At 63.8% G+C, this 19422-nt stretch carries 17 protein-coding genes and 2 pseudogenes; 8 read left to right on the top strand and 11 right to left on the bottom strand.

Annotated elements, in window-relative coordinates; translation table 11 throughout:
* The first annotated feature begins 111 nt into the window (after positions 1-111).
* The 3 genes from V1277_RS09725 to V1277_RS09715 are packed head-to-tail and all read left to right on the top strand — an operon-like array spanning position 112 to position 2157.
* A complete protein-coding gene (locus tag V1277_RS09725; protein WP_334372898.1) occupies positions 112-849 on the top strand; it encodes a CoA transferase subunit A in 738 nt (245 codons plus the stop codon).
* Positions 849-1499, top strand: coding sequence for a 3-oxoacid CoA-transferase subunit B (locus V1277_RS09720; protein WP_334415988.1), 651 nt, complete (start codon positions 849-851; stop codon positions 1497-1499). The genes V1277_RS09725 and V1277_RS09720 overlap by 1 nt, the downstream gene beginning before the upstream one ends.
* 25 nt (positions 1500-1524) lie before the next feature.
* A complete protein-coding gene (locus V1277_RS09715; protein ID WP_334415987.1) occupies positions 1525-2157 on the top strand; it encodes a GNAT family N-acetyltransferase in 633 nt (210 codons plus the stop codon).
* A 107-nt stretch (positions 2158-2264) separates the two neighbouring features.
* Here the strand turns inward: V1277_RS09715 and V1277_RS09710 are convergent, their stop codons facing one another.
* The 3 genes from V1277_RS09710 to V1277_RS09700 form a co-directional block, all read right to left on the bottom strand.
* Entirely contained in the window at positions 2265-3911 is a 1647-nt protein-coding gene (locus V1277_RS09710) for an ABC transporter permease (protein WP_334415986.1), read from the bottom strand.
* A 210-nt stretch (positions 3912-4121) separates the two neighbouring features.
* Positions 4122-5147, bottom strand: coding sequence for a Fe(3+) ABC transporter substrate-binding protein (locus V1277_RS09705; protein ID WP_334415985.1), 1026 nt, complete (start codon positions 5145-5147; stop codon positions 4122-4124).
* A 196-nt stretch (positions 5148-5343) separates the two neighbouring features.
* The gene (locus V1277_RS09700) at positions 5344-6309 is read right to left on the bottom strand and encodes a threonine/serine dehydratase (protein WP_334415984.1); all 966 of its coding nucleotides are present in this window, start codon (positions 6307-6309) and stop codon (positions 5344-5346) included.
* A gap of 51 nt (positions 6310-6360) precedes the next feature.
* Between V1277_RS09700 and V1277_RS09695 the strand changes: the two genes are divergently transcribed.
* Entirely contained in the window at positions 6361-6678 is a 318-nt protein-coding gene (locus tag V1277_RS09695) for an ArsR/SmtB family transcription factor (protein WP_334415983.1), read from the top strand.
* A 5-nt stretch (positions 6679-6683) separates the two neighbouring features.
* Positions 6684-6836, top strand: a pseudogene (locus tag V1277_RS09690) (cyclic nucleotide-binding domain-containing protein); the annotation flags it as partial.
* Between the two features lie 21 nt (positions 6837-6857).
* On the opposite strand, the gene V1277_RS09685 reads toward V1277_RS09690, so the two are convergent.
* The 7 genes and pseudogenes from V1277_RS09685 to V1277_RS09655 all read right to left on the bottom strand — a co-directional run bounded on the left by V1277_RS09685 (position 6858) and on the right by V1277_RS09655 (position 14107).
* Entirely contained in the window at positions 6858-7799 is a 942-nt protein-coding gene (locus tag V1277_RS09685) for a hypothetical protein (RefSeq protein ID WP_334415982.1), read from the bottom strand.
* Positions 7800-7902: 103 nt separating this feature from the next.
* Complete coding sequence (locus V1277_RS09680; RefSeq protein WP_334420326.1) at positions 7903-10026, bottom strand: adenylate/guanylate cyclase domain-containing protein; 2124 nt, start codon at positions 10024-10026, stop codon at positions 7903-7905.
* Between the two features lie 33 nt (positions 10027-10059).
* A pseudogene (locus V1277_RS09675) lies at positions 10060-10176 on the bottom strand (SAM domain-containing protein); the annotation flags it as partial.
* Between the two features lie 202 nt (positions 10177-10378).
* On the bottom strand, positions 10379-11878 hold the full coding sequence (locus tag V1277_RS09670; protein WP_334415981.1) for a tripartite tricarboxylate transporter permease: 1500 nt from the start codon (positions 11876-11878) through the stop codon (positions 10379-10381).
* Entirely contained in the window at positions 11878-12378 is a 501-nt protein-coding gene (locus V1277_RS09665) for a tripartite tricarboxylate transporter TctB family protein (RefSeq protein ID WP_334415980.1), read from the bottom strand. The genes V1277_RS09670 and V1277_RS09665 overlap by 1 nt, the downstream gene beginning before the upstream one ends.
* Positions 12375-13343 (bottom strand): Bug family tripartite tricarboxylate transporter substrate binding protein, encoded by a 969-nt coding sequence (locus tag V1277_RS09660; protein WP_334415979.1) that lies wholly within the window; start codon positions 13341-13343, stop codon positions 12375-12377. The genes V1277_RS09665 and V1277_RS09660 overlap by 4 nt, the downstream gene beginning before the upstream one ends.
* Positions 13344-13462: 119 nt before the next feature.
* A complete protein-coding gene (locus V1277_RS09655) occupies positions 13463-14107 on the bottom strand; it encodes a TetR/AcrR family transcriptional regulator (RefSeq protein WP_334415978.1) in 645 nt (214 codons plus the stop codon).
* A 135-nt stretch (positions 14108-14242) separates the two neighbouring features.
* On the opposite strand from V1277_RS09655, the gene V1277_RS09650 reads away from it, so the two are divergent.
* Positions 14243-14932, top strand: a complete 690-nt coding sequence (locus V1277_RS09650; RefSeq protein ID WP_334415977.1) for a glutathione S-transferase family protein — start codon at positions 14243-14245, stop codon at positions 14930-14932.
* Between the two features lie 36 nt (positions 14933-14968).
* Here V1277_RS09650 and V1277_RS09645 read toward each other — a convergent pair whose 3' ends face one another.
* A complete protein-coding gene (locus V1277_RS09645) occupies positions 14969-17986 on the bottom strand; it encodes a PAS domain-containing protein (RefSeq protein WP_334420325.1) in 3018 nt (1005 codons plus the stop codon).
* A 296-nt stretch (positions 17987-18282) separates the two neighbouring features.
* On the opposite strand from V1277_RS09645, the gene V1277_RS09640 reads away from it, so the two are divergent.
* Both V1277_RS09640 and V1277_RS09635 read left to right on the top strand, forming a co-directional pair.
* Positions 18283-18666 carry a phasin family protein gene (locus tag V1277_RS09640; protein WP_334415976.1) on the top strand — a complete coding sequence of 128 codons (384 nt, stop codon included), beginning with the start codon at positions 18283-18285 and terminating at the stop codon, positions 18664-18666.
* A gap of 260 nt (positions 18667-18926) precedes the next feature.
* A complete protein-coding gene (locus V1277_RS09635; RefSeq protein ID WP_057847481.1) occupies positions 18927-19361 on the top strand; it encodes a phasin in 435 nt (144 codons plus the stop codon).
* The last annotated feature ends 61 nt before the right edge of the window (positions 19362-19422 follow it).

The following is a 19422-nucleotide window of genomic DNA, read 5'->3' as shown; positions in this document are numbered from 1 at the left end:
TGGGCGGTTCGGCGGCATAATCCACCCGTCATTGACGCACCGCGAAGAATTCGCCTAATAATCCGAAGATAATGCCGGCTTCGGCCGTTCCCCTCCATCAGGTCATATTTCATGAACAAGGTTTACCCCGACGCCAAATCGGCACTCGACGGCGTTCTCAAGGACGGCATGATGATCATGTCCGGCGGTTTCGGTTTGTGCGGTATCGCCGAAACCCTGTCGGACGCGATCCGCGACTCCGGCGTCAAGAATCTGACGGTAGTGTCCAACAATGCCGGCGTGGACGGCATCGGGCTGAGCCGGCTCCTGGAGACGCGCCAGATCAAAAAGATGATCTCGTCCTATGTCGGCGAGAACAAGCTGTTCGCGCAGCAATACCTCGCCGGTGAACTGGAACTCGAGTTCAATCCGCAGGGCACGCTGGCCGAACGCATCCGCGCCGGCGGCGCCGGTATCCCGGCGTTCTTCACCAAGACCGGCGTCGGCACGTTGATCGCCGAGGGCAAGGAAGTGAAGGAGTTCGACGGCGAGAAATACATCATGGAGCGCGGCCTGTTCGCCGATCTCGCCATTGTCCACGCCTGGAAGGGCGACACCGCCGGCAACCTGATCTACCGCAAGACCGCGCGGAATTTTAACCCGATGATGGCGACCGCCGCGAAGATCACCGTGGCGGAGGTCGAGCACCTGGTTCCGGCCGGCGAACTCAATCCCGACCACATCCACACGCCCGGCATTTTCGTCAAACGCATCATCGAGGTCGGCACGGCCAAGAAGCGCATCGAGTTCCGCAACACCCGCCCGCGCCCATCGAGCGCGTCTGCGGCGGCAACGGGAGTAGAAATCTGATGGCCTGGACCCGTGAACAGATGGCGGCGCGCGCCGCGAAGGAACTGCGCGACGGCTATTACGTCAATCTCGGCATCGGCATTCCGACGCTGGTTTCGAACTACATCCCTGCAGGCATCGACGTCAGCCTGCAGAGCGAGAACGGCATGCTCGGCATGGGCCCGTTCCCCTATGAGGACGAGGTGGACGCCGACCTGATCAACGCCGGCAAGCAGACGGTCAGCGAATTGCCGTCGACCAGCTATTTCTCCTCGGCCGATTCCTTCGGCATGGTGCGCGGCGGGCATATCGATCTCTCGATCCTCGGCGCGATGCAGGTGGCGCAGAACGGCGATCTCGCCAACTGGATGATCCCCGGCAAGATGGTGAAGGGCATGGGCGGCGCGATGGACCTCGTCGCCGGCGTCAAGCGCGTCGTCGTGGTGATGGAGCATTCCGCCAAGGACGGCCCAAAGCTCTTGAAGAAATGCAATCTGCCGCTGACCGGCGAACGTGTGGTCGACATGGTGGTGACCGATCTTGCGGTCTTCACCATCGACAAGCACGGCAAGGACGGCATGGCGCTGGTCGAGCTCGCCGACGGCGTCACGCTGGACGAAGTGAAGGCCAAGACCGAAGCCGAGTTCCGCGTCGCGCTGAAGAACGTGTAAGCATCGGCGATGGGCGGTGGCGGTTATGGCAACGGAGATTCGCCAAGGGCGCGCTGACGACGCCGATTTCATTGCCCGCACCATCCTGCTGGCGCAGCGCGGTCCGAGGCCGCTCGGCTGGTTCGACTTCGCGCTCGCGCAAGCCGAACCGCAGGTGCTTGATTTCGTCGGCAAGCTGGCGGTGGCGAAGCCGCGATCCTGGTACCACGTCTCGCAATTCCTGATCGCCGAGGTTGACGGCGAGCCGGCGGCTGCGCTTTGCGCCATGCCCTCGCGCGAGACACGCGACACCATGCGATCTTCAATCGAGGAGGTAGCGCTCGCGGCCGGCATGAGCGGCGCCGATATCTTCGCGCGCGGCGCCTATGCGCGCTCTTGTTGGGTGCAGGGCGGCGAAGAGGATTGGCTGATCGAGCACGTGGCATCGCAGCCATCCGCGCGTGGCCGCGGGCTGATCCAGGCCCTGATCGCGCGGGCTCTGTCGGTGGGCCGGGCTGCCGGCTTTGCGCGCGCCTCTATCACCTTCGTCATCGGCAATGACGCGGCGGAGCGATGTTACGCGAAAGCGGGGTTTGCCTTCGCCGAAGAAAAACGCGATCCCGCATTCGAAGCGTTGACCGGTTCGCCGGGCTTCCGTCGCTTTACGCGCGGGATTTGAGAACGGTCGCGTAGGGTGGGCAAAGGCGCTCTTCGCGCCGTGCCCACCATCGAACACTGCGCTCGTGATGGTGGGCACGCTGCGCTTTGCCCACCCTACACGTCCACTCACGCCGGCCCGGCCGGCACGTCCGAAAACCGCGTCAGCCACGCCACCGGGCCGATACTGGCGGCGACGATCAGGAGCGCGGCAAGCGCGCCTTCCTCAAAACTGCCGCGGCTGGCATACTGGTAGATCGAGGTCGCCAACGTTTCGACGTTGAGCGGCCGCAACAGCAGCGTCGCCGGCAATTCTTTCAGGCAATCCACGAACACGACGATGACCGCGCCGAGCATGGCGGGGCGCAAGAGCGGCAGATGGATCAACCGCATCGTCGTGGTCTGGCCGGCGCCGGCGGCGCGCGCGCTGTCGTCGTAGTCGTGCGGGATGCGCTCGAACCCTGCCTTGATGAATCCGGTCGGCACCGCCAGAAACCGGATCACATAGGCGATCACCACGGCAGCACCTGAGCCGATCACGATCAATCCCGGCAGCGATTGGCCAAGCCATCCGGCGAGCGCGTTCAGTCCGTTGTCGATGGCGAGCACCGGCGCGAGCAGGCCGAGCGCCAGCACCAGCCCCGGCAGCGTGTAGCCGGTCTGCGCGATGTTCATTGCGACGAAGCGCAACCTATTCGGCCGCCAGCGCCACGCGAGAATGGTCGCAAAGCCGAGCAGCAGCGCGGTCAACGTGGCAAGGCTTGCGAAGGCTATCGAGTTGAATGCATCGCGCCACAGCGCTACGTCGAAATTGGCAAAAAGCCCGCGCTTGAAACTCTGCTGCGCGAGATACAATAGCGGCACGAGGAATCCCAGCACCACCGGCAGCAGGCAGGCCGCGAATGCACATCCGCCCTTGATGCCGGTGAGTGGGGTCCGCGGCGTGAGCCGCGGGCTTTCGGCGGAAAACTCCGTCGTGACATTGCGGCGTCCGTAACGTTCGACCGCGATCAGGCCGGCCACGATCGCCAGCATGAAGCAGGACAACTGCGCGGCGCCGGCGAGGCTGCCGCGGTTGAGCCAGGTCGTGAACACCGACACCGTGAGGGTGCGGACACCCAGATATTCGCTGGCGCCGATGTCGTTCAGCGTCTCCAGCGATACCAGCGCGACGCCGACCGCGAGCGCCGGACGTGCCATCGGCAGCGAGATACGCCAGAAGGTGGTCCAGCGGCTGGCGCCGAGCGTCTTCGCGGCCTCGGCGAATTCCGCGCTCTGGTACTGGAACATCGTGCGCGCCGAAAGATAGACGTAAGGGTAAAGCACCAGCGCGATCACAACGACCGCGCCCGGCAGCGAGCGCAAATTCGGAAGCATGCGCACCGCGTCCTGCAGCGGAAGCCAGTGCGCGAGCGTCTTGTGGACCAGGCCCAGTGGTTCGAACAGGTCGACATAGACGTAAGCCGCGAGGTAGGTCGGGATCGAAAGCGGCAGCGGCAGCAGCCATAGCAGCATTTTCCGGCCGCGGAATTCATGCAACGAAACTGTCCACGCCGTGCCGGTGCCGATCGCAAGCGACAAGATGGCGACGCCGCCGAGCAGGAACGCGGTGTCGAAGATGGTCGCCGGTAGCACGTAGTCGATCAGGTGCTGCCAGACGTCAGGCGCCGGCTGCAGCGCGAGCGCAATGATCGAGATGACGGGAGCTGCGACAAGGATGGCGGTCGCAACCGCAATCGCTGCCGCGATGCGGCCCGAGCGCGTGACGGGACTCACGTCGACACACGTCGGCAAGGTAAGCCGAGGTTTATCCGCTTGCGCAGGTGGGCTCCCTCCCCCCTTGCGGGGGAGGGCGGGGGAGAGGGGTAAGCCACGAGCACTGCCGTTGCCGCCACCCCTCTCCCTAACCCTCCCCCGCAAGGGGGGAGGGGACGCAGTTGTGTGCGCGGCGCGATCACGGGTTTAATGCTTCGCCCTCACCGCCGTTCAATTATCGAATCCGACCTTGTCCACCAAAGTCGAGGCCGCCTTGCGGTTGGTGGCGATCTTGGCGATCGGCAGCGGGTCGGCATTGAGCTTGCCGTAGCCTGCAATCGTCGGATTGACGGCGACGCCGGCGCGAACCGGATACTCGTAGTTCGAATCGGCGTAGATCTTCTGCGCCTTTTCGCCGACCAGCCATTCGATCAGCTTGACGCCGTTGGCCTTGTTGGGCGCCTGCTTGGCCAGCAGCACGCCGGAGAGGTTGACGTGGGTGCCGCCGCCTTCGAAGGTCGGCAGCACCACTTTCGTTGCTTCCGCCCACGGCTTCTTCTCGGGATCGTTGTTCATCATCAGCGCCCAATAGTAGGTATTGGCGACGCCGATGTCGCATTTGCCGGCCGCGATATCGCGCGCGACTTCGCGGTCGCCGCCCGAGGGTTTTTGCGCCAGATTGGCTTTCAGCCCCTTCAGCCACTCCTCGGCCTTGGCTTCGCCGTACTTGGCCACATAGGCCGCGAACAGCCCGTTGTTGTAGATGTGCTGGCCGGAGCGGATACAGATCTTGCCCTTCCACTTGGGATCGGCGAGTTCTTCATAGGTGATCTTGTCCTGCTTGACGCGGTCCTTCGAGGCGTAGATCACCCGCGCGCGCATGGAAATGCCGGCCCAGTGGCCGTCAGGGTCGCGATATTGCGCCGGCACGGTCTCGTCGATCACCACCGACTTGATCGGCTGGGTGACGCCGGCCTGCACGGCGTCGTCGAGGCGGCCGATGTCGACCGTCAGCAGCACGTCGGCGGGGCTGTTGGCGCCTTCCGCCTTCATGCGCTGCTCGAGACCAGAGCTTGCGGAAACGACATTGACCTTGATGCCGGTGTCCTTGGTGAAGGCATCGAACAGAGGCTGGATCAGCTTGGTTTCGCGGTAGGTGTAGACGTTGACCTCGCCGTCGGCGAACGCCGGCGAGGCTCCGAACGCGGTAAAACAAAGCAACGCTGCGGTTGCGGCGGTAGCGCGAATATTGATCATGGGGCTGCCCGACAAAGCTGATGAAGATGCCCGTCTCAGTAGCGCAGCGGCGATGGTGCCGTCAGCGACCGGATGTCGCGAACGGCTCGATTTAGAAGGATTCCACGCTATAATTTAGAGCGATTCCAAACATGGCGAGCCGTCACACCTCGCGGCCTGCGAAGCACTGCGGGACGCAGATCGCCAGGGGCACAACCTATCGGCTACGCATAGCGAGGTCGAAATCGACAGCGGCGGTGTTGCCGCCGCTGATGATGACACCAACGCGTTCGCCGGCGGCGGGCTTGTAGGCGCCCGACAGGATCGCGGAGAACGCTGCTGCGCCGCCCGGCTCTGCAACGATGCGCAAGGCGCGCCAAAGCGTCGCCTGTGCGTCGGCGATCGCGGCGTCGGAAACCAGTACGGTTTGTCGCGCATATTTCTGGACGATCGGGAAGACCTGTTCGCCGACGCGCCGCGGCGCAAGCGAATCCGCAGCCAACCCGCCGGCCTCGGCATCGATCGGATGGCCGGCTTCAAGGGCCCTGGTCAACGTGGGCGATGCAAGCGGCTCGACGCCGACCACCCTGATGCGGCCGGCATACCAGGCCGCGATCCCGGCGATCAGCCCGCCGCCGCCCACCGCTACGAGCAGGGTGTCGATGTCAGGTGCCTGCTCCGAGAGCTCAAGGCCGATCGTTCCCTGTCCCGTGATGGTTTCCTTCTGGTCGAAGGCTGGCACCGGCAGCGCGCCGGTTTGCTGCGCCCATATCTCGCTTGCCGCGAGCGCATCGGCATAGCGGTCGCCCTCGATCGCGAGGTCGGCGCCGTAGTCGCGGATGCGTTGCACCTTCGCAGCCGACGAGACGCTCGGAACGAAAATCTTGGCCGGCTTGCCAAGCTTCATCGCGGCATAGGCGACTGCCGCGCCATGGTTGCCGCCCGACGCCGCGACGACGCCGACCTGCGGCACATCGCGGGTCAATAGATTGGCAAAAGCGCCGCGCGCCTTGAACGAGCCGGAGTGCTGTAGAAGCTCGAGCTTGAGCGTCAGCGTGCGGCCGGGAAGCCCGAACTCGGCGCCATCGACCTCGACGACCGGCGTCCGCCGGATAAAGGGCCGAATGAGCCGCTCGCATTGTGCGATCGTTTCCGAGGTTACGGGATCCACCGGCGCGTCCATAAGGCACTCCCCATTCGTTGACAGGAATTAGTCATTTAGCTAATTAGCAATATGGCTTCTTTGCAAGACGACGTCGAGTCTGCTTTTCGAGCGCTCGCCAACGATCGGCGGCTGTTGATCCTGGAGTGGCTGAAACGCCCCCGGGCGCATTTTCGCGAGCAGGTCGACGGCGATCTCGTCAGGGACGGCGTCTGCGGGGTGTTGATTGCCGAAAAGCTCGGCGTCAGCCAACCCACCGTGAGCGAGCACCTGAAAATACTGTCGCAAGCGGGACTGGTGAGCGCCAAGCGCGTCAAGCAGTGGACGTTCTACAAGCGCGATGAAGCGCGCATCGCAAAGCTGAAAGCGGCCATGCTCGCGAGGATCTGAAGTTCGTCGCGAACACCTACCTGGCCGACCTGATGCAGCAATATGCCGGTCAGGGTAACCATCTCTCGATGGTCGGCGAACTCCTGCAGAGCATGATCAACCTGCCGCCGACAGAGGTTTCGCCAGGCTCGGATCGGCAATCCGACTCCAGACTCTAGCTGCATTGGCAGAAGCATCGGCTAGCGGCTTTTCCTGAGCAGTTTCTTCGCTTGTTCGATTTCGGGGAGGCCATGCCCCGTTTCAAAATCGACGAGCGCTCGCGCGACTACCTCGGATCCGGCCGCTTCCCGGCCGTTGTTAATGCAAAGACGCGCAAGTCCAATTGCGCTGCGCAATTCGAAAGCTTTCGTCTGCTGGCTTCGGGCTATCTCAAGCGCCCGGTTAAAGGCGCCTTCGGCCCCGCCGAGGTTCGTCGGGTCGCGACGCAACAGAAGCTCACCCCGAGCACGATGCAGTTCGGCATCGAGCCAATGCTGACCGGACTGTTCCGTCACGGCGATCAACTCGCGCAGTATCTCCAACCCGGTGTCCGTTTGCCCCGCCGCTGCATTCGCCTCGGCAATCTGCATTCCCCAAAACGGTTCACAAAGGTAACAGTCATTCTCATGCAGCAAGGTCCAACCTCGACGCATTTCCGCAAGCCCGTCCTCTCGGTCGCCGGAGCGCCACTTTGCGAGGCCAGTGAGGTATGTGCCCGCGGCTACATACAACGGCATCGTATGGTCGCGAGCGAGGGCGAGCGCAAGGATTGTCTCTGTTTGCTGTAACGGCCCGCCGCACAGTCCGTCGAAAACCGCCTTATGGACGAGCGCATTGGCTTGGGAGAGCGCTCGCTTTTCTCCCGAGGAACGCACCGCTTCCGCGGCGAGCCGGCGGGCGCGATCAATCTGTCCGATCGGCCAAAGCACCAGAGCAAGAAATCTCATGATGACGAACGGCAGGTCCAGCGTTGAAGCCCTGAAGGTCTCAAGATTCGGTTCAGCACCATAGGCCGCAAGCGCCTGCTCAAGATGCGTTCTCGCGTTCATATAGTCGCCGCCGAACCAGCAGGTCGCCCCGTTTGTCCAATGCGCGACAACTGCGGCCACTGGGGAGTCCGGATGTCTATTGGCGGCGTTCATGGTTGCATCCGCCAACTCCCACATCGGCGCGATCTCGCCATGCGTCAGACAGGCATTGAACAGTCCCGAATAGATCGGCGCCAGCTCAACCGGATCATTGATATCAGCCGCGAATTGCCGGGCGCGCGTCCATGCGGCGACGGTTTGCGGGGCGCTGTGCCCAAGGTTGCCTCGCAGCGCGCGGCTGTAGATGAAGCCGGTTCATGGTTCGGCCCGGGTCATCCGGCAGCCCGTCGGCAATTGCAATTGCCTTGCCGAGATGCGCGATTGCCTCGGTATAGGCGGAGCGCTTGAGCGCCTGCTGGCCTGCCTTGAGCCACCAATCGAGAGCAACCCCGTCGAGTCCCGCTTCGGTGAAGTGATAGGCCACGACTTCGGGCTCGGTCTCGGCGATGGCCGGAAACTGATCGCGCAGCACATCGCCAATATGTTTGTGCAGCAGTTGCCGGCGGCTCTTGAGCAGGCTCTCATAAGCCGCCTCCTGGACCAGCGCGTGCTTGAAGCTGTAGCTCGCTTCCGGCGGCGTCCCGCGGCGCAGTAGCAGTTCGGCCTCTTCCAGTTGCCTCAGCGAGGTGTTCAGCGTCAGATCATCGCGCCCCGCCACACACCGCAGCAATGTGTATGAGAAGTCGCGGCCAATGGCGGCGCCTATCTGTGCCACTTCCTTGACCGGCGCCAGTCGGTCAAGGCGCGCCATCAGCGAGTCTTGCAGCGTCGCGGGAATGGCGAGTGGCGGTAGCGGACGATCAAGCCGATAGCGCCCGGCATCTTCCACCAGCAGTCCGGATTCCAGTATTGTCTTGGTCAGTTCCTCGATAAACAGCGGGATGCCGTCCGTCCTGTCGATGATCCGCGTCATCATTTCGCCTGGCAGATGTCGACCGACGGTCACCTGCTCGATCAGAGTGCGCGCGTCCTGCCGGTCAAGTCGGTCGAGCCGCAGCAGGCTGACATTGGCGAGACCCGCCCAGGGCGGCTCGAACTCGGGCCGGAAAGTCATGAGCGCGAGGATCGGCAAGCCCCTGATCCGGTCGACCGCGAGATCGAACAGCTCAAGTGTCGTGGCGTCGGCCCAATGCATATCCTCGCAGACGATCAGCACAGGTTGCGGCCGGGCCAAACCCTCAAGCTGATCGAGGAGGGCGGCGAACGTCTGTCGCCGCTGCTGCACCGGATTCAGGCCGATCGGCGGATATCGCTCGCCCGTTGCGATCGAAAGAAGTGCTGCGATCAGCGGTGCCGCGTTGGCCACCTGCTGCGTTCCAAGTGCAAGCATTGCCTCAAGCTTGTCGAGCTTTTGCTCTGGCGTGTCCTGTGACCTGATACCGGCGCCGCGCTCGAGTTGAGCGACAAAGGGATGAAGCGCACTGTTGATGTGGTAAGGCGAGCACTGATACCGCACCCGGCAGTGTGCCCCCAACACAGGGTTCTCGCAGAGCATTGCGACCAGGCGCGATTTGCCGATCCCGGCCTCGCCGGAAATCAACACCACCTGACCTTGACCCTGCCACGCCAGCTGCTGGCGCGAGAGCGCGAATTCGATTTCTGCCTTACGGCCGACAAAGCCCAGCGAGCGCGCCATGCGCACCGCCTCGAAGCGGCTCTCCGACGCCGCCCCACCTTCGACCGCCCAGACCGCGATGGGTTCGGAGATGCCCTTGACCTGGCGCAGGCCGAGGTTACGGAAAGTGAACAAATCTCCAAGCAGCTCGCGCGTCGAAGCAGCAACGATAACCGCGCCCGGCTCAGCCAGGCCCTGGAGCCGGGCGGCGATGTTCGGCGTATCGCCGACCATCGCCCGCTGCTCCGACGCGCCTCCGCTGATGAGGTCGCCCACCACGACAAGCCCGGTCGCGATCGCGATCCGCACCTCAACCTGTTCCGCGCGCGTTTCGAGCGGCCTTATTGCGGCGATCATGTCGAGCCCGGCTCGCACAGCGCGCTCGGCGTCATCCTCGTGCGCGCGGGGGTAACCAAAATAGGCGAGTACTCCGTCGCCGACAAACCTGGCTATGCTGCCGTCGTAGGTGGCAATAACTCTCGCGCAGGCAGTCCGATAGGCGCGGATCACCTCCCACATGTCCTCTGGATCAAGGCGAGCAGAGAGCTCAGTCGAGCCTACCAGGTCGCAGAACATCACGGTGAGGTGGCGTCGCTCGGCATCATGCTGCCGAGCCTGCTCGTCAGCCAATTCGACTTGCTTGAGTTCGGCGATCGCGCGCAGCATCTTGCGGCGATGGCCGAGCAGGACTCCGAGTCTATCGAAGTCCTGATCCGTTAGCTCGGGAAGGACACCGAGATCGATTCCGTTCTCGGCAAAACGCAACGCGTATTGTCCAAGCCCAAGCTTCTCGAGCCAGTCTGCAATCTGCTGCATTGGCTCCACCGAACTGTTGGCTGGCGGCTGGCCGGATTTTGGACCACTGCTATAAAAATGCCATTCAATATTTTCGGGATGCGGTATTGGGCTGCGGGCCCATCAAAAAATCACGCGCAGCAACCAGGCTGATATGATCGACGACGCCGGCAAATTGAACGGGAGCTCGCGACAAATTCGCGCAACATTGTGCCGGTCGCGGCTAATCCTCGCTCGCCCTGAACCGGCCGAGTCCCTTCAGCACGAACGGCGCTACTAGCGCAATCAGCGCAATGCCGAGCAGCGTCGCCGACATCGGACTCTGCAGCAGCACGATGGGGTCGCCGAGGCTGATCGCGAGCGCGCGGCGCAACTGGCTTTCTGCGATTGGACCCAGGATGAGACCGACGACAACAGGTGCGATCGGGAAGTCGAACCGGCGCATCAGAAAGCCCAACACGCCGAAGGCTGCCAGCATCGACAGCTCGACCACTGAAGGTTTTGCGGCGATGGTGCCCATGGTCGCGAACACGAGAATGCCGGCGTACAGCCACGGCTGCGGGATCGCGAGCAGTCGCACCCATAGCCCGACCAGCGGCAGGTTGAGAACCAGCAGCATCACGTTGGCGATGAAGAGACTCGCAATCAGGCCCCACACCAGATCGGGCCGCTCGGCGAACAGCAGCGGTCCCGGGTTCAGCCCGTATTGCTGAAAGCCGGCCAGCATCATCGCAGCCGTCGCCGAGGTCGGAAGCCCCAGCGTCAGCAACGGCACAAGGGTGCCGGCGGCGGAGGCGTTGTTGGCAGCTTCCGGCCCGGCGACGCCTTCGATCGCGCCCTTGCCGAATTCCTCCGGGTGTTTCGATAGCCGCTTCTCGGTCGAGTAGGACAGGAATGTCGGAATTTCCGCGCCACCCGCGGGAAGCGCGCCAATCGGAAAGCCGAACATCGTCCCGCGCAGCCACGGCTTCCACGACCGCATCCAGTCCTGCTTCGTCATCCACAGCGAGCCGCGCACCGGCTCGATCTTTTCCTCGGCGTGATGGCGGCGCGATGCGACGTAGAGCGCTTCGCCGACGGCGAACAGGCCGACGGCCAGCGTCGTGACCTCGACGCCATCGAGTAGTTCGGGCATGCCGAAAGCGAGTCGCGCCTGGCCGGTGAGCTTGTCGATGCCGATCAGCCCGAGCGTCAGCCCGATGAACAGGCTGGTCAGCCCGCGGATCGGCGAATCGCCGAAGGTCGCGGACACCGTGACGAAGGCCACGCACATCAGCGCGAAATAATCTTCAGGCCCGAAGCGCACGGCAAAATCCACCAGCCACGGTGCGAGAAAAGCCAGGCCGATGGTGGCAATGGTGGCCGCGACGAACGAGCCGATCGCCGATGTCGCCAGTGCCGGACCGCCGCGGCCGGCCTTGGCCATCTTGTTGCCTTCGAGCGCGGTCGCCATCGACGCACTCTCGCCGGGCGTGTTGATGAGGATGGCGGTGGTCGATCCGCCATACATGCCGCCGTAATAGATGCCGGCGAACATGATCAGCGAGCCGCCGGGATCGAGCTTGTAGGTGACCGGCAACAGTAACGCGACGGTGAGCGCCGGCCCGATGCCGGGCAGCACGCCCACGGCAGTGCCGAGGAACACGCCGATCAGCGCATAAAGCAGGTTCATCGGCTGGACGGCGACGGCCATGCCATGCGCGAGCGCAGCGAAGGTTTCCATTACAGCAGTCTTTCGAGAGGGCCGGCAGGCAGGCTCAACGTCAGCAGCCGATCGAAGGCGAGATAGATCAGCGTGGTCATCACGAGCGCGATGACGAGGTCGGCGAGGAGTGCGCGGCGCCCGAACGCCGCCGAGGTGGTGACGAACAGCGCCGATGTTGCCAGGATGAAGCCGCCGCCGAGTCCGATGATGGCGATCAGCAGCGCAAGCCCGCCGAGGATCAGCAGCACGGGCTTGGGATCGGCGCTCTCGCGCGGTGGCAGGTTGCCGCGCAGCGTGTCGATCAGGTTGGCAATCGCAAGAATGCCGAGCCCGACTGCTACGACGATCGGCATCGCCTCCGGCCCCATGCCGTACATCGATGTGGATGACAGACGGCTTGCGTCCCATACCAGCACCGCAGCCAGCACAGCGAGCGCCGCGGCGATGACCAGACCGGCGGGATCGATGCGCCGCGAGGCCGGCCGCTGCGGAAGATCGCTGGAAGCGCTGTCCGTCATGATTTGACGAGGCCGACCGACTTCAGCACGTCGGTGACGCGCGTCGTTTCCTTCTTCAGGAAGTCGGCGAACGCATCGCCGGAAAGATAGGCGTCATCCCAGCCCTTCTGCTTGAGGATGTCCTTCCAGGCATCGGACTTGACCATCTTCTCGACCGCTTCGCTCAACGTCTTGCGCTGTTCTGCCGTGATGCCGGGAGGCGCAACCACCGAACGCCAATTGGCGAGCACGAGGTCGATCCCTTGTTCCTTGAAGGTCGGAATATCGGAGCCGGCGATACGCTTTTCCGAGGTCACGCCGAGTGCGCGCAATTTGCCGGATTTGATCTGTCCTTCGTATTCACTCAGGCCCGAAATGCCTGCCGTGACTTTGCCGCCAAGAATGGCCGCCAGCGACTCGCCGCCGCCGGAGAACGGAATGTAGTTGATCTTCCTGGCGTCGGCGCCGATCGTTCCCGCAAACAACGCCGCCATCACGTGATCGACGCCGCCGGCCGAGCCGCCGGCAAAGGTCACCTTGGCGATATCGGCCTTCACGGCAGCAGCCAGATCCTGCGCCGTCTTGAGCGGCGAATTCGCCGGCACCACGATCACCTGGATCTCCTCGGTGAGGCGCGCAATCGGCGTCACCTGTTCGAGCGTCACCGGCGACTTGTTCATGGCGAGTGCGCCGACCATGACGAAGCCGTTCACCATCATCTGGTTGCCATCGCCCTTGGCGCCGTTGACGAACTGCGCGATGCCGATGCTGCCGCCGGCGCCGGCCACGTTGGTGACCTGGACGCTGCGGGCGATCTTGGCGGCTACCAGCGCCTGCTGCATCGCGCGGGCGGTCTGATCCCACCCGCCGCCGGGAGCTGCGGGCGCCATGATCTTGAGCTCGAGCTGCTGCGAGAGGGCAGGCGCTGTGGCTGCAAGCGTCAACGCGACGACCGCGCCGAACAGGCGCGCATGAAACGGCATCATGGGGATTTCCTCCAGGCTCGCGCGGAGCCGCTGTGTGTCAATTCGTCGCATATCAGCCGGAAAAGCCGCCGCTGTCCAGAAGGACCTTTGCGTGGGCGGACCGGATCTTTCAGGTTTCGCTACGGCTTTGAAGCGCGCGCGGCTTTGGCCTTCGGCATTTGCCTTGATCGAAAGTGAAACGCCAATTGCTTGGCACACGTCCGAAGCGGCGCGGTGCTTTGCGTTGCCTTAGCCTGGGCTATGGCGCCCGAATAAGACGCGATGACGAAGGTGGCCAAGGCCTCCGCATCGAACGCGCCGGCGAAATCCGCGCGCAGTTTGTCCGCAATGACTTTGCGCCAATTGTCATAGATATTCTCGATCACCTCCCGAAATTCGGAATCTGCCGCGCAAAGTTCGAGCGCCAGATTGTTGAGCGGGCATCCCAGAATGATCCTGGACCGGTCCAGGGCTGAGGCGATCTGCTCGAATGCCGTGCGTATCCCTTCCTCTGCGCCGCGTGCCGACCTGACCGGCTCGAGCCAATGCTTGTCCACGGCTTGCGCAACGCGCTCCTGGATCACGTCAAGCGCGAGAACCTTCTTCGTCGGGAAATGATGGTGGAGGGCGCCTGCCGTCACACCGGCCGCTCGAACGATGTCGTGCGTGCTGGTCGAATGGTAGCCACGTTTCTGAAAAGCGTCCGCCGTTGCATCCAGGATGCGTTTTCTGACTCCGGCGGGATCATTCGTTCGCGAGCGGCCGCTGGCTGGCTTTTTGGTCATGAAACGACTTCCGCGGTGCTGTTCGAAATCGCGAGCGGTCTACCGGATTGACAAAAACAGGGCAACCTGTTTGTTTTGGCCTGGTTGGTGTGAGGCAAGAAATCGATGCCCGAGAACGTTCAATCCGATCGAGAAATGAATCGAAGCAGCGACCGCAAAATGCGGCTGTTCTCCGGTCCCCTGAGCATGTTCGGCGCCAAGGTTCAGATCGCTCTGCATGAGAAGAACATCGATTTCGAACTGGTCATGGTCCCCTTCACCATGAAGGAGGGGTACGCGCCAAAGCATCCGGAAGTTCTGCGCATCAATCCGAAGCGCCAGGTCCCGGTGCTGATCGACGGTGATCTCGAGATTTTCGATTCCACCCAAATCTTCGAGTATCTGGAAGACATCAAGCCGGATCCAGCGCTGTGGCCCGCTGCTCCTGCAGCGCGGGCTTGGTCTCGCCGGCTCGAGCATGAATCGGACGAGATCTATTTCCCTCACATCATCAAATTGATGCAGCTCTGGAAGACGCCGCAAGATCCCGCCGCGGAGCTCGCGCGCGAGGGCGCCGCCGCCTATTATCGAACCATGGAGAGTGTGTTAGGCGATCGCGAATTTCTCGGCGGCGCGTATTCCTTTGCCGACATCGCGTTCTATATGGCCCAGCTCTTCGGCGCCCGGATGGGTGCCGACATGACCAGCGAAACGCCGAGACTCTTGCAATGGCGGCAGCGCATGACGGCAAGGCCGGCCGTCCTCAAGGTCGTCGGGCCGATGGCCGATTACTTGCGCGGCCAAGGCCTCAGCGTACCCGCGTTTCTTCCGTCAAAAGCGACGTGATCAACGCTGCGGCAACGCACGCCTGTTCGTCTCCGGCTACGCGCGCACCACCGCGGGCGGAAACACGATCTCGATCAGCGTGCCGGAGCGGCCGCCGGTCTTGATCTGGAATTTGGCGCGGTTGGCTTCGACAAGCGCCTTGGTGAGCGACAGGCTGACGGCCGCGCTCTCGGACTGATCCGACGGCGCCCGCGTGCGGAACGGCTCGAGGGCTGCGGCAACCTCGCTGTCGTTGAGGCCGTTGCCGGTGTCGCGGACCCGCAGCATCACCTCGCCGAAATCGGACAGCGCGGTCGAGACGATGACCTGGCCGCCGGCATTGGCGAGATGGATCGAATTGCCGATCAGGTTCAGCGTGATCTGGCGCAACGCCTGCGCGTCTGCGACCACAGGCGGCAGCGTGTGCGCGAGCGAAGTGCGGATGATGATGCGCTCGCGATTGGCCTGCGGCTGCATCACCGCCACGCAGCTTTCGACCAGCTCGTTGAGATTCTGGTTGGTGAAGGCGAGATCGAGCTTGCCGGTTTCGATCCGAGAGAGATCAAGCAGGTCATTGACGATGGCGATCACGTGTTCGCCGGCAGCGCGGATGTCCTTCATGTATTCGCGGTAACGCTCGTTGCCGAGCGCACCGAAACGCTCCCCGATCATCACTTCGGCAAAGCCGATGATGGCGTTCAGCGGCGTCCGCAGCTCATGGCTGATCCGGGCCAGCACGTCGGCCTTGGCGTTGGCGGCGCGTTCCGCCAGCCGCCGCGCCTCGCGCAACTCGCTCTCGGTCTTCTTGGCCTGCGAGAGATCGCGGAACACCGCGAAGAAATTCGGGCCGTCCGGGCGGGTACGGCCGATGGTCATCGACAGCGGGATGATGCCGCCCTTGCTTTCGCGGCCGAGCACCTCGCGGCCGTGATCGAGCAGGCTTTCGACGCCGGAAGCCTTGATGCCGGCGAGATATTCGAACACGCCGTGCTGGCTTTCGGGCGCAAAGAGATCGGCGAGATTGCGTTGCACCAGTTCGTCGCCGTCATGGCCGAACAGCGCTTCGGCGCTGCGGTTGGCTGCATGGATGTTGCCCTCGGCATCGAACATCAGGAGGCCTTCGGCTGTAGTGTCGAGGATGGCGGCGAGTTCTTCGGCATTGGCATGGCCGACGTCGGACGGTTCGGGAATGTCCAGCTCCGCTACCGGCTCGGCTTGCGAGATGGCAGCCGCGATCGCCGCGCCCTCATGGCGCGTGGTCGAGAAGATCAGGGCCAGCGCCGAATCGCCGTCCCATGAAATCGTGTGGAGGCGGGCCTCGGCCGCCGATGACGGCGCATCTGCATCAGGCCCGCTTGCGGAAATCGTCACCGGCCTGCCGGTGTCCGACGTCGAGGACGCATTGGACGTGCCGGGTTCGACATAGAGCGCGTCGAGGCCGCCGGCATCTTCCAGCGCATGCAGGCTGGCATAGCCCATCTGCGTCAGGAAGGCGGGGTTGGCATATAGCAGGCGGTCGAGCCGGTAGATCAGGATGCCGACGGGTAGGAGATCGAGCAGCGCCTTGTCGCGCGCGGCTTCGCCATGCGCGGGCGGTTCGGATGGCGCCAGCCATTCCGGCGGCCCGCCGGCAGGTTCGCGCGCGAACGATGCGACGGTTGGTTCAAAGATCGTTTCACCGGTGACGTTCGGCACCGTCTCGTTGCCATTCTCGGTGTCGAGCCGCGCCGACAATTGCCGCGCGAGTTCGTCGAAGGCGCTGTTCTCGACCGGCGTCAGCGATAGCGGCTTCGCCTCGCCGGGGGCGCGGAATGGCACGACGTTGGGAGCGTCTGTGGGCAATTCCGTCACGGTGTCCTTCAAGGCTTCGTTGGCGCTTTCCTTGACGCTTTCCTTGGGAGGTTCCACGGGCGTTTCCAAATCGTTTTGATGTGAAGTCTCGGCAGCAATCGGTTCGGGCAAATCGTCGACCAAAGGCGGTGCAACGCCTGTCGGGCTGAGAAATTCCGGGGCGGGCGGTTCTTGCGGCATTGCCATCTCGCCGGACAATTCCGCCAGGCGCAGGGCGGCGAGCCGGGCCAGCGCGTCGAAATCGCGGCAGACGCCAAAGCCGCGATAGCCGATGAAATTCCGCTGCCCATCGAAGATCGGCAAGCCGGACAGTTCAACCGGTAGCGTGCCGCCGCCATCGACCGGCCAGTTCAGCACGATGCCGCTCCACTTCGCGCATGTGGCGAACGCCTTCATCACCCGCCCGTCGGGATCGAGCCCAAATCTCTCGGCGATCTCGCGCCATGGCCGACCGAAGCCGGCCGTGGTGCGCGGGCCGATCAGGCCGGTGAATTCGTCGGTGCCGAGCGTGAAGCGGCCTTCCCGATCCATCTGCCAGGTGAAGCGCAGCGGCAGGCGGCGCGTCGGCTGGCCGGCGAATGCTTCGAACGCCGGGAATGGCGTGCGTGGAGCGCGCTCAGTCGCGGCCAGCTCCTCCGCGGCAGCGGGCTCGGCAAACGCATCGAACAATGCAAACTCGGCGGGCGCTTCGCCCGATTGCGCCGGCTGTTCGTAGTCGGGAGCCGGCTGCGGCGCGACCGGTTGCTGCTCCATGACCGGCGCACTAGGCTGCGGGGCTGGCGTTGACGCTGTGGCCTCGGGCTGCATCTCGTTCTCGGGCTGCTCATGCGCCCGCGCCTGCCGCGGCGCGATCAGCGCGATATCGCCGGCGGCGATCAGGACACCGTGGCTGCCATTGGGAAAGTCGAACCGCGAACAGCCGCAGGTCGCAAGCATGCCGGGCGCCGCGCCAAACCCCTGTAACCGCTCCAGGCGGACGGTGCCATTGGCGAGCAGCCGTACTGCAAGCCGCGCGATCTGCCGCCGGTGCCGGTCGGCCGGTCCGAAGGTCTTCTCAGTAAGGGCTGCGGCGCTGGCGGCGCCGAACAGGCGGGTGCCGGCCGGATTGGCCCACAGGATCCGCCTGCCGTCCGCCGTCCACAGCCATGCGGGCAGGCGGCTCGCAGCATAGGCCGCCAATCGCGGATCGCTCTGCGCCCGCCACTGAAATTCCGCGTCCTTCATCGCAACTACAAGACCGTCCGGCGTCACGATCGGCACCAAAATGCCGATAACGTTAAGGGATCGTTACTATCGCAAGCCGGCGGCGGCAGGTCCACGGCCCGGCGGTCCGGCAGTGGTTTAAGCGGCGGATAACCTTAACCCGGCTGAACTCTTTGGCCGCCGGCCGCGTTGGGTAGGTTGCGGCCGTCAGGGGCCACCATCAGGAACCTCTCTGGCGCCGCATCCGTTCCGGCCCCGACCCTTACGACCCCTGGCGGCAACCGGACGCAATCCCTGCCCGTGCAAAGGAGCGCACCATGAGCGACGACGTGCGAGACCGTTTCGAGATACCCAAGGAAATGCGATCGATGGCGGAAGCGAGCCTGGAGCAGGCCCGCAAGACGTTTGAGAAATTCGTCGCCGCCGCGCAGACCACCGCCGATACCATCGAGGAGCGCAATGCCACGGTGCGCGAGGGCGCCAAGGATGTCAGGCAGAAGGCTGTCGCCTATGCCGAGAAGAACGTGCAGGGCTCGCTCGATTACGCGCAGTCACTCCTGAAGGCCAAGGATCTGGCCGAGGTAACGCGGCTGCACAGCGAATATGTGCAGGGGCAAATGCGTGTGCTGGCGGAGCAGGCCAGCGAAATGAGCCAGATCGTCGGCAAGGCCGCCATGGACGCGGCGAAGCCGAAAGCCTGACTCGCCCTGCAGCGGGCAGTATTGCAACTACGAAATGGACCGGCTGGAATGCGCATCCGGTGCGGGTTCCCCATGTGGCGTCGCACCAGAAATTGCAGTGCGTTGCACAAATTTGACACGATATGGGTGCTTATTGGGCGAGCCCGTGGATGGGCAAACTTCCGTGAGTGCGTGTGTACGTGATCCCTTTCGGCGTTCCGGTCATCCGCCCGGCATCCGCCAGGGAACATCGATTAACCCCATTGTGAAGGATGCAAGCCGTGACCAGCTCCACCGATCCCTTCTCCGCCGCCATCATTCCCTTCGAAGTTCCCGAGCAGATGCGCGCACTCGCCGAAAAGGGCGTTTCGCAGGCCCGCGACAGCTACGCCAAGTTCAAGGATGCAGCCGAAACCCATAACGGCACCATCGAGGCCGTGTTCACCACGGCCAGCAAGGGCGCCGGCGAGTACAACGCCAAGCTGATCGAGTTCTTCAAGGCCAACACCTCGTCCTCGCTCGATTTCGCGCAGGAGCTGCTCGGCGTGAAGACGCCGGCGGCGGCGCTCGAGCTGTGGACTGCGCACGCCAAGAAACAGTACGAGACCTTCACCGCGCAGGCCAAGGAGCTTGCCGAGCTTGGCCAGAAGGTTGCGACCGAGACCGTCGAGCCGATCAAGGCCTCCGCCTCGAAGTACTACAAGCCCGCCGCCTGATCGGGCCCGCATCGCCAACGAAAAGCCCGGGCGAAGCGGCCCGGGCTTTTTGCTGTCCCAA

The sequence above is a fragment of the Bradyrhizobium sp. AZCC 1588 genome, from assembly GCF_036924735.1.
Taxonomy (GTDB): domain Bacteria; phylum Pseudomonadota; class Alphaproteobacteria; order Rhizobiales; family Xanthobacteraceae; genus Bradyrhizobium.
This window is presented reverse-complemented; position numbering and strand designations above follow the sequence as displayed.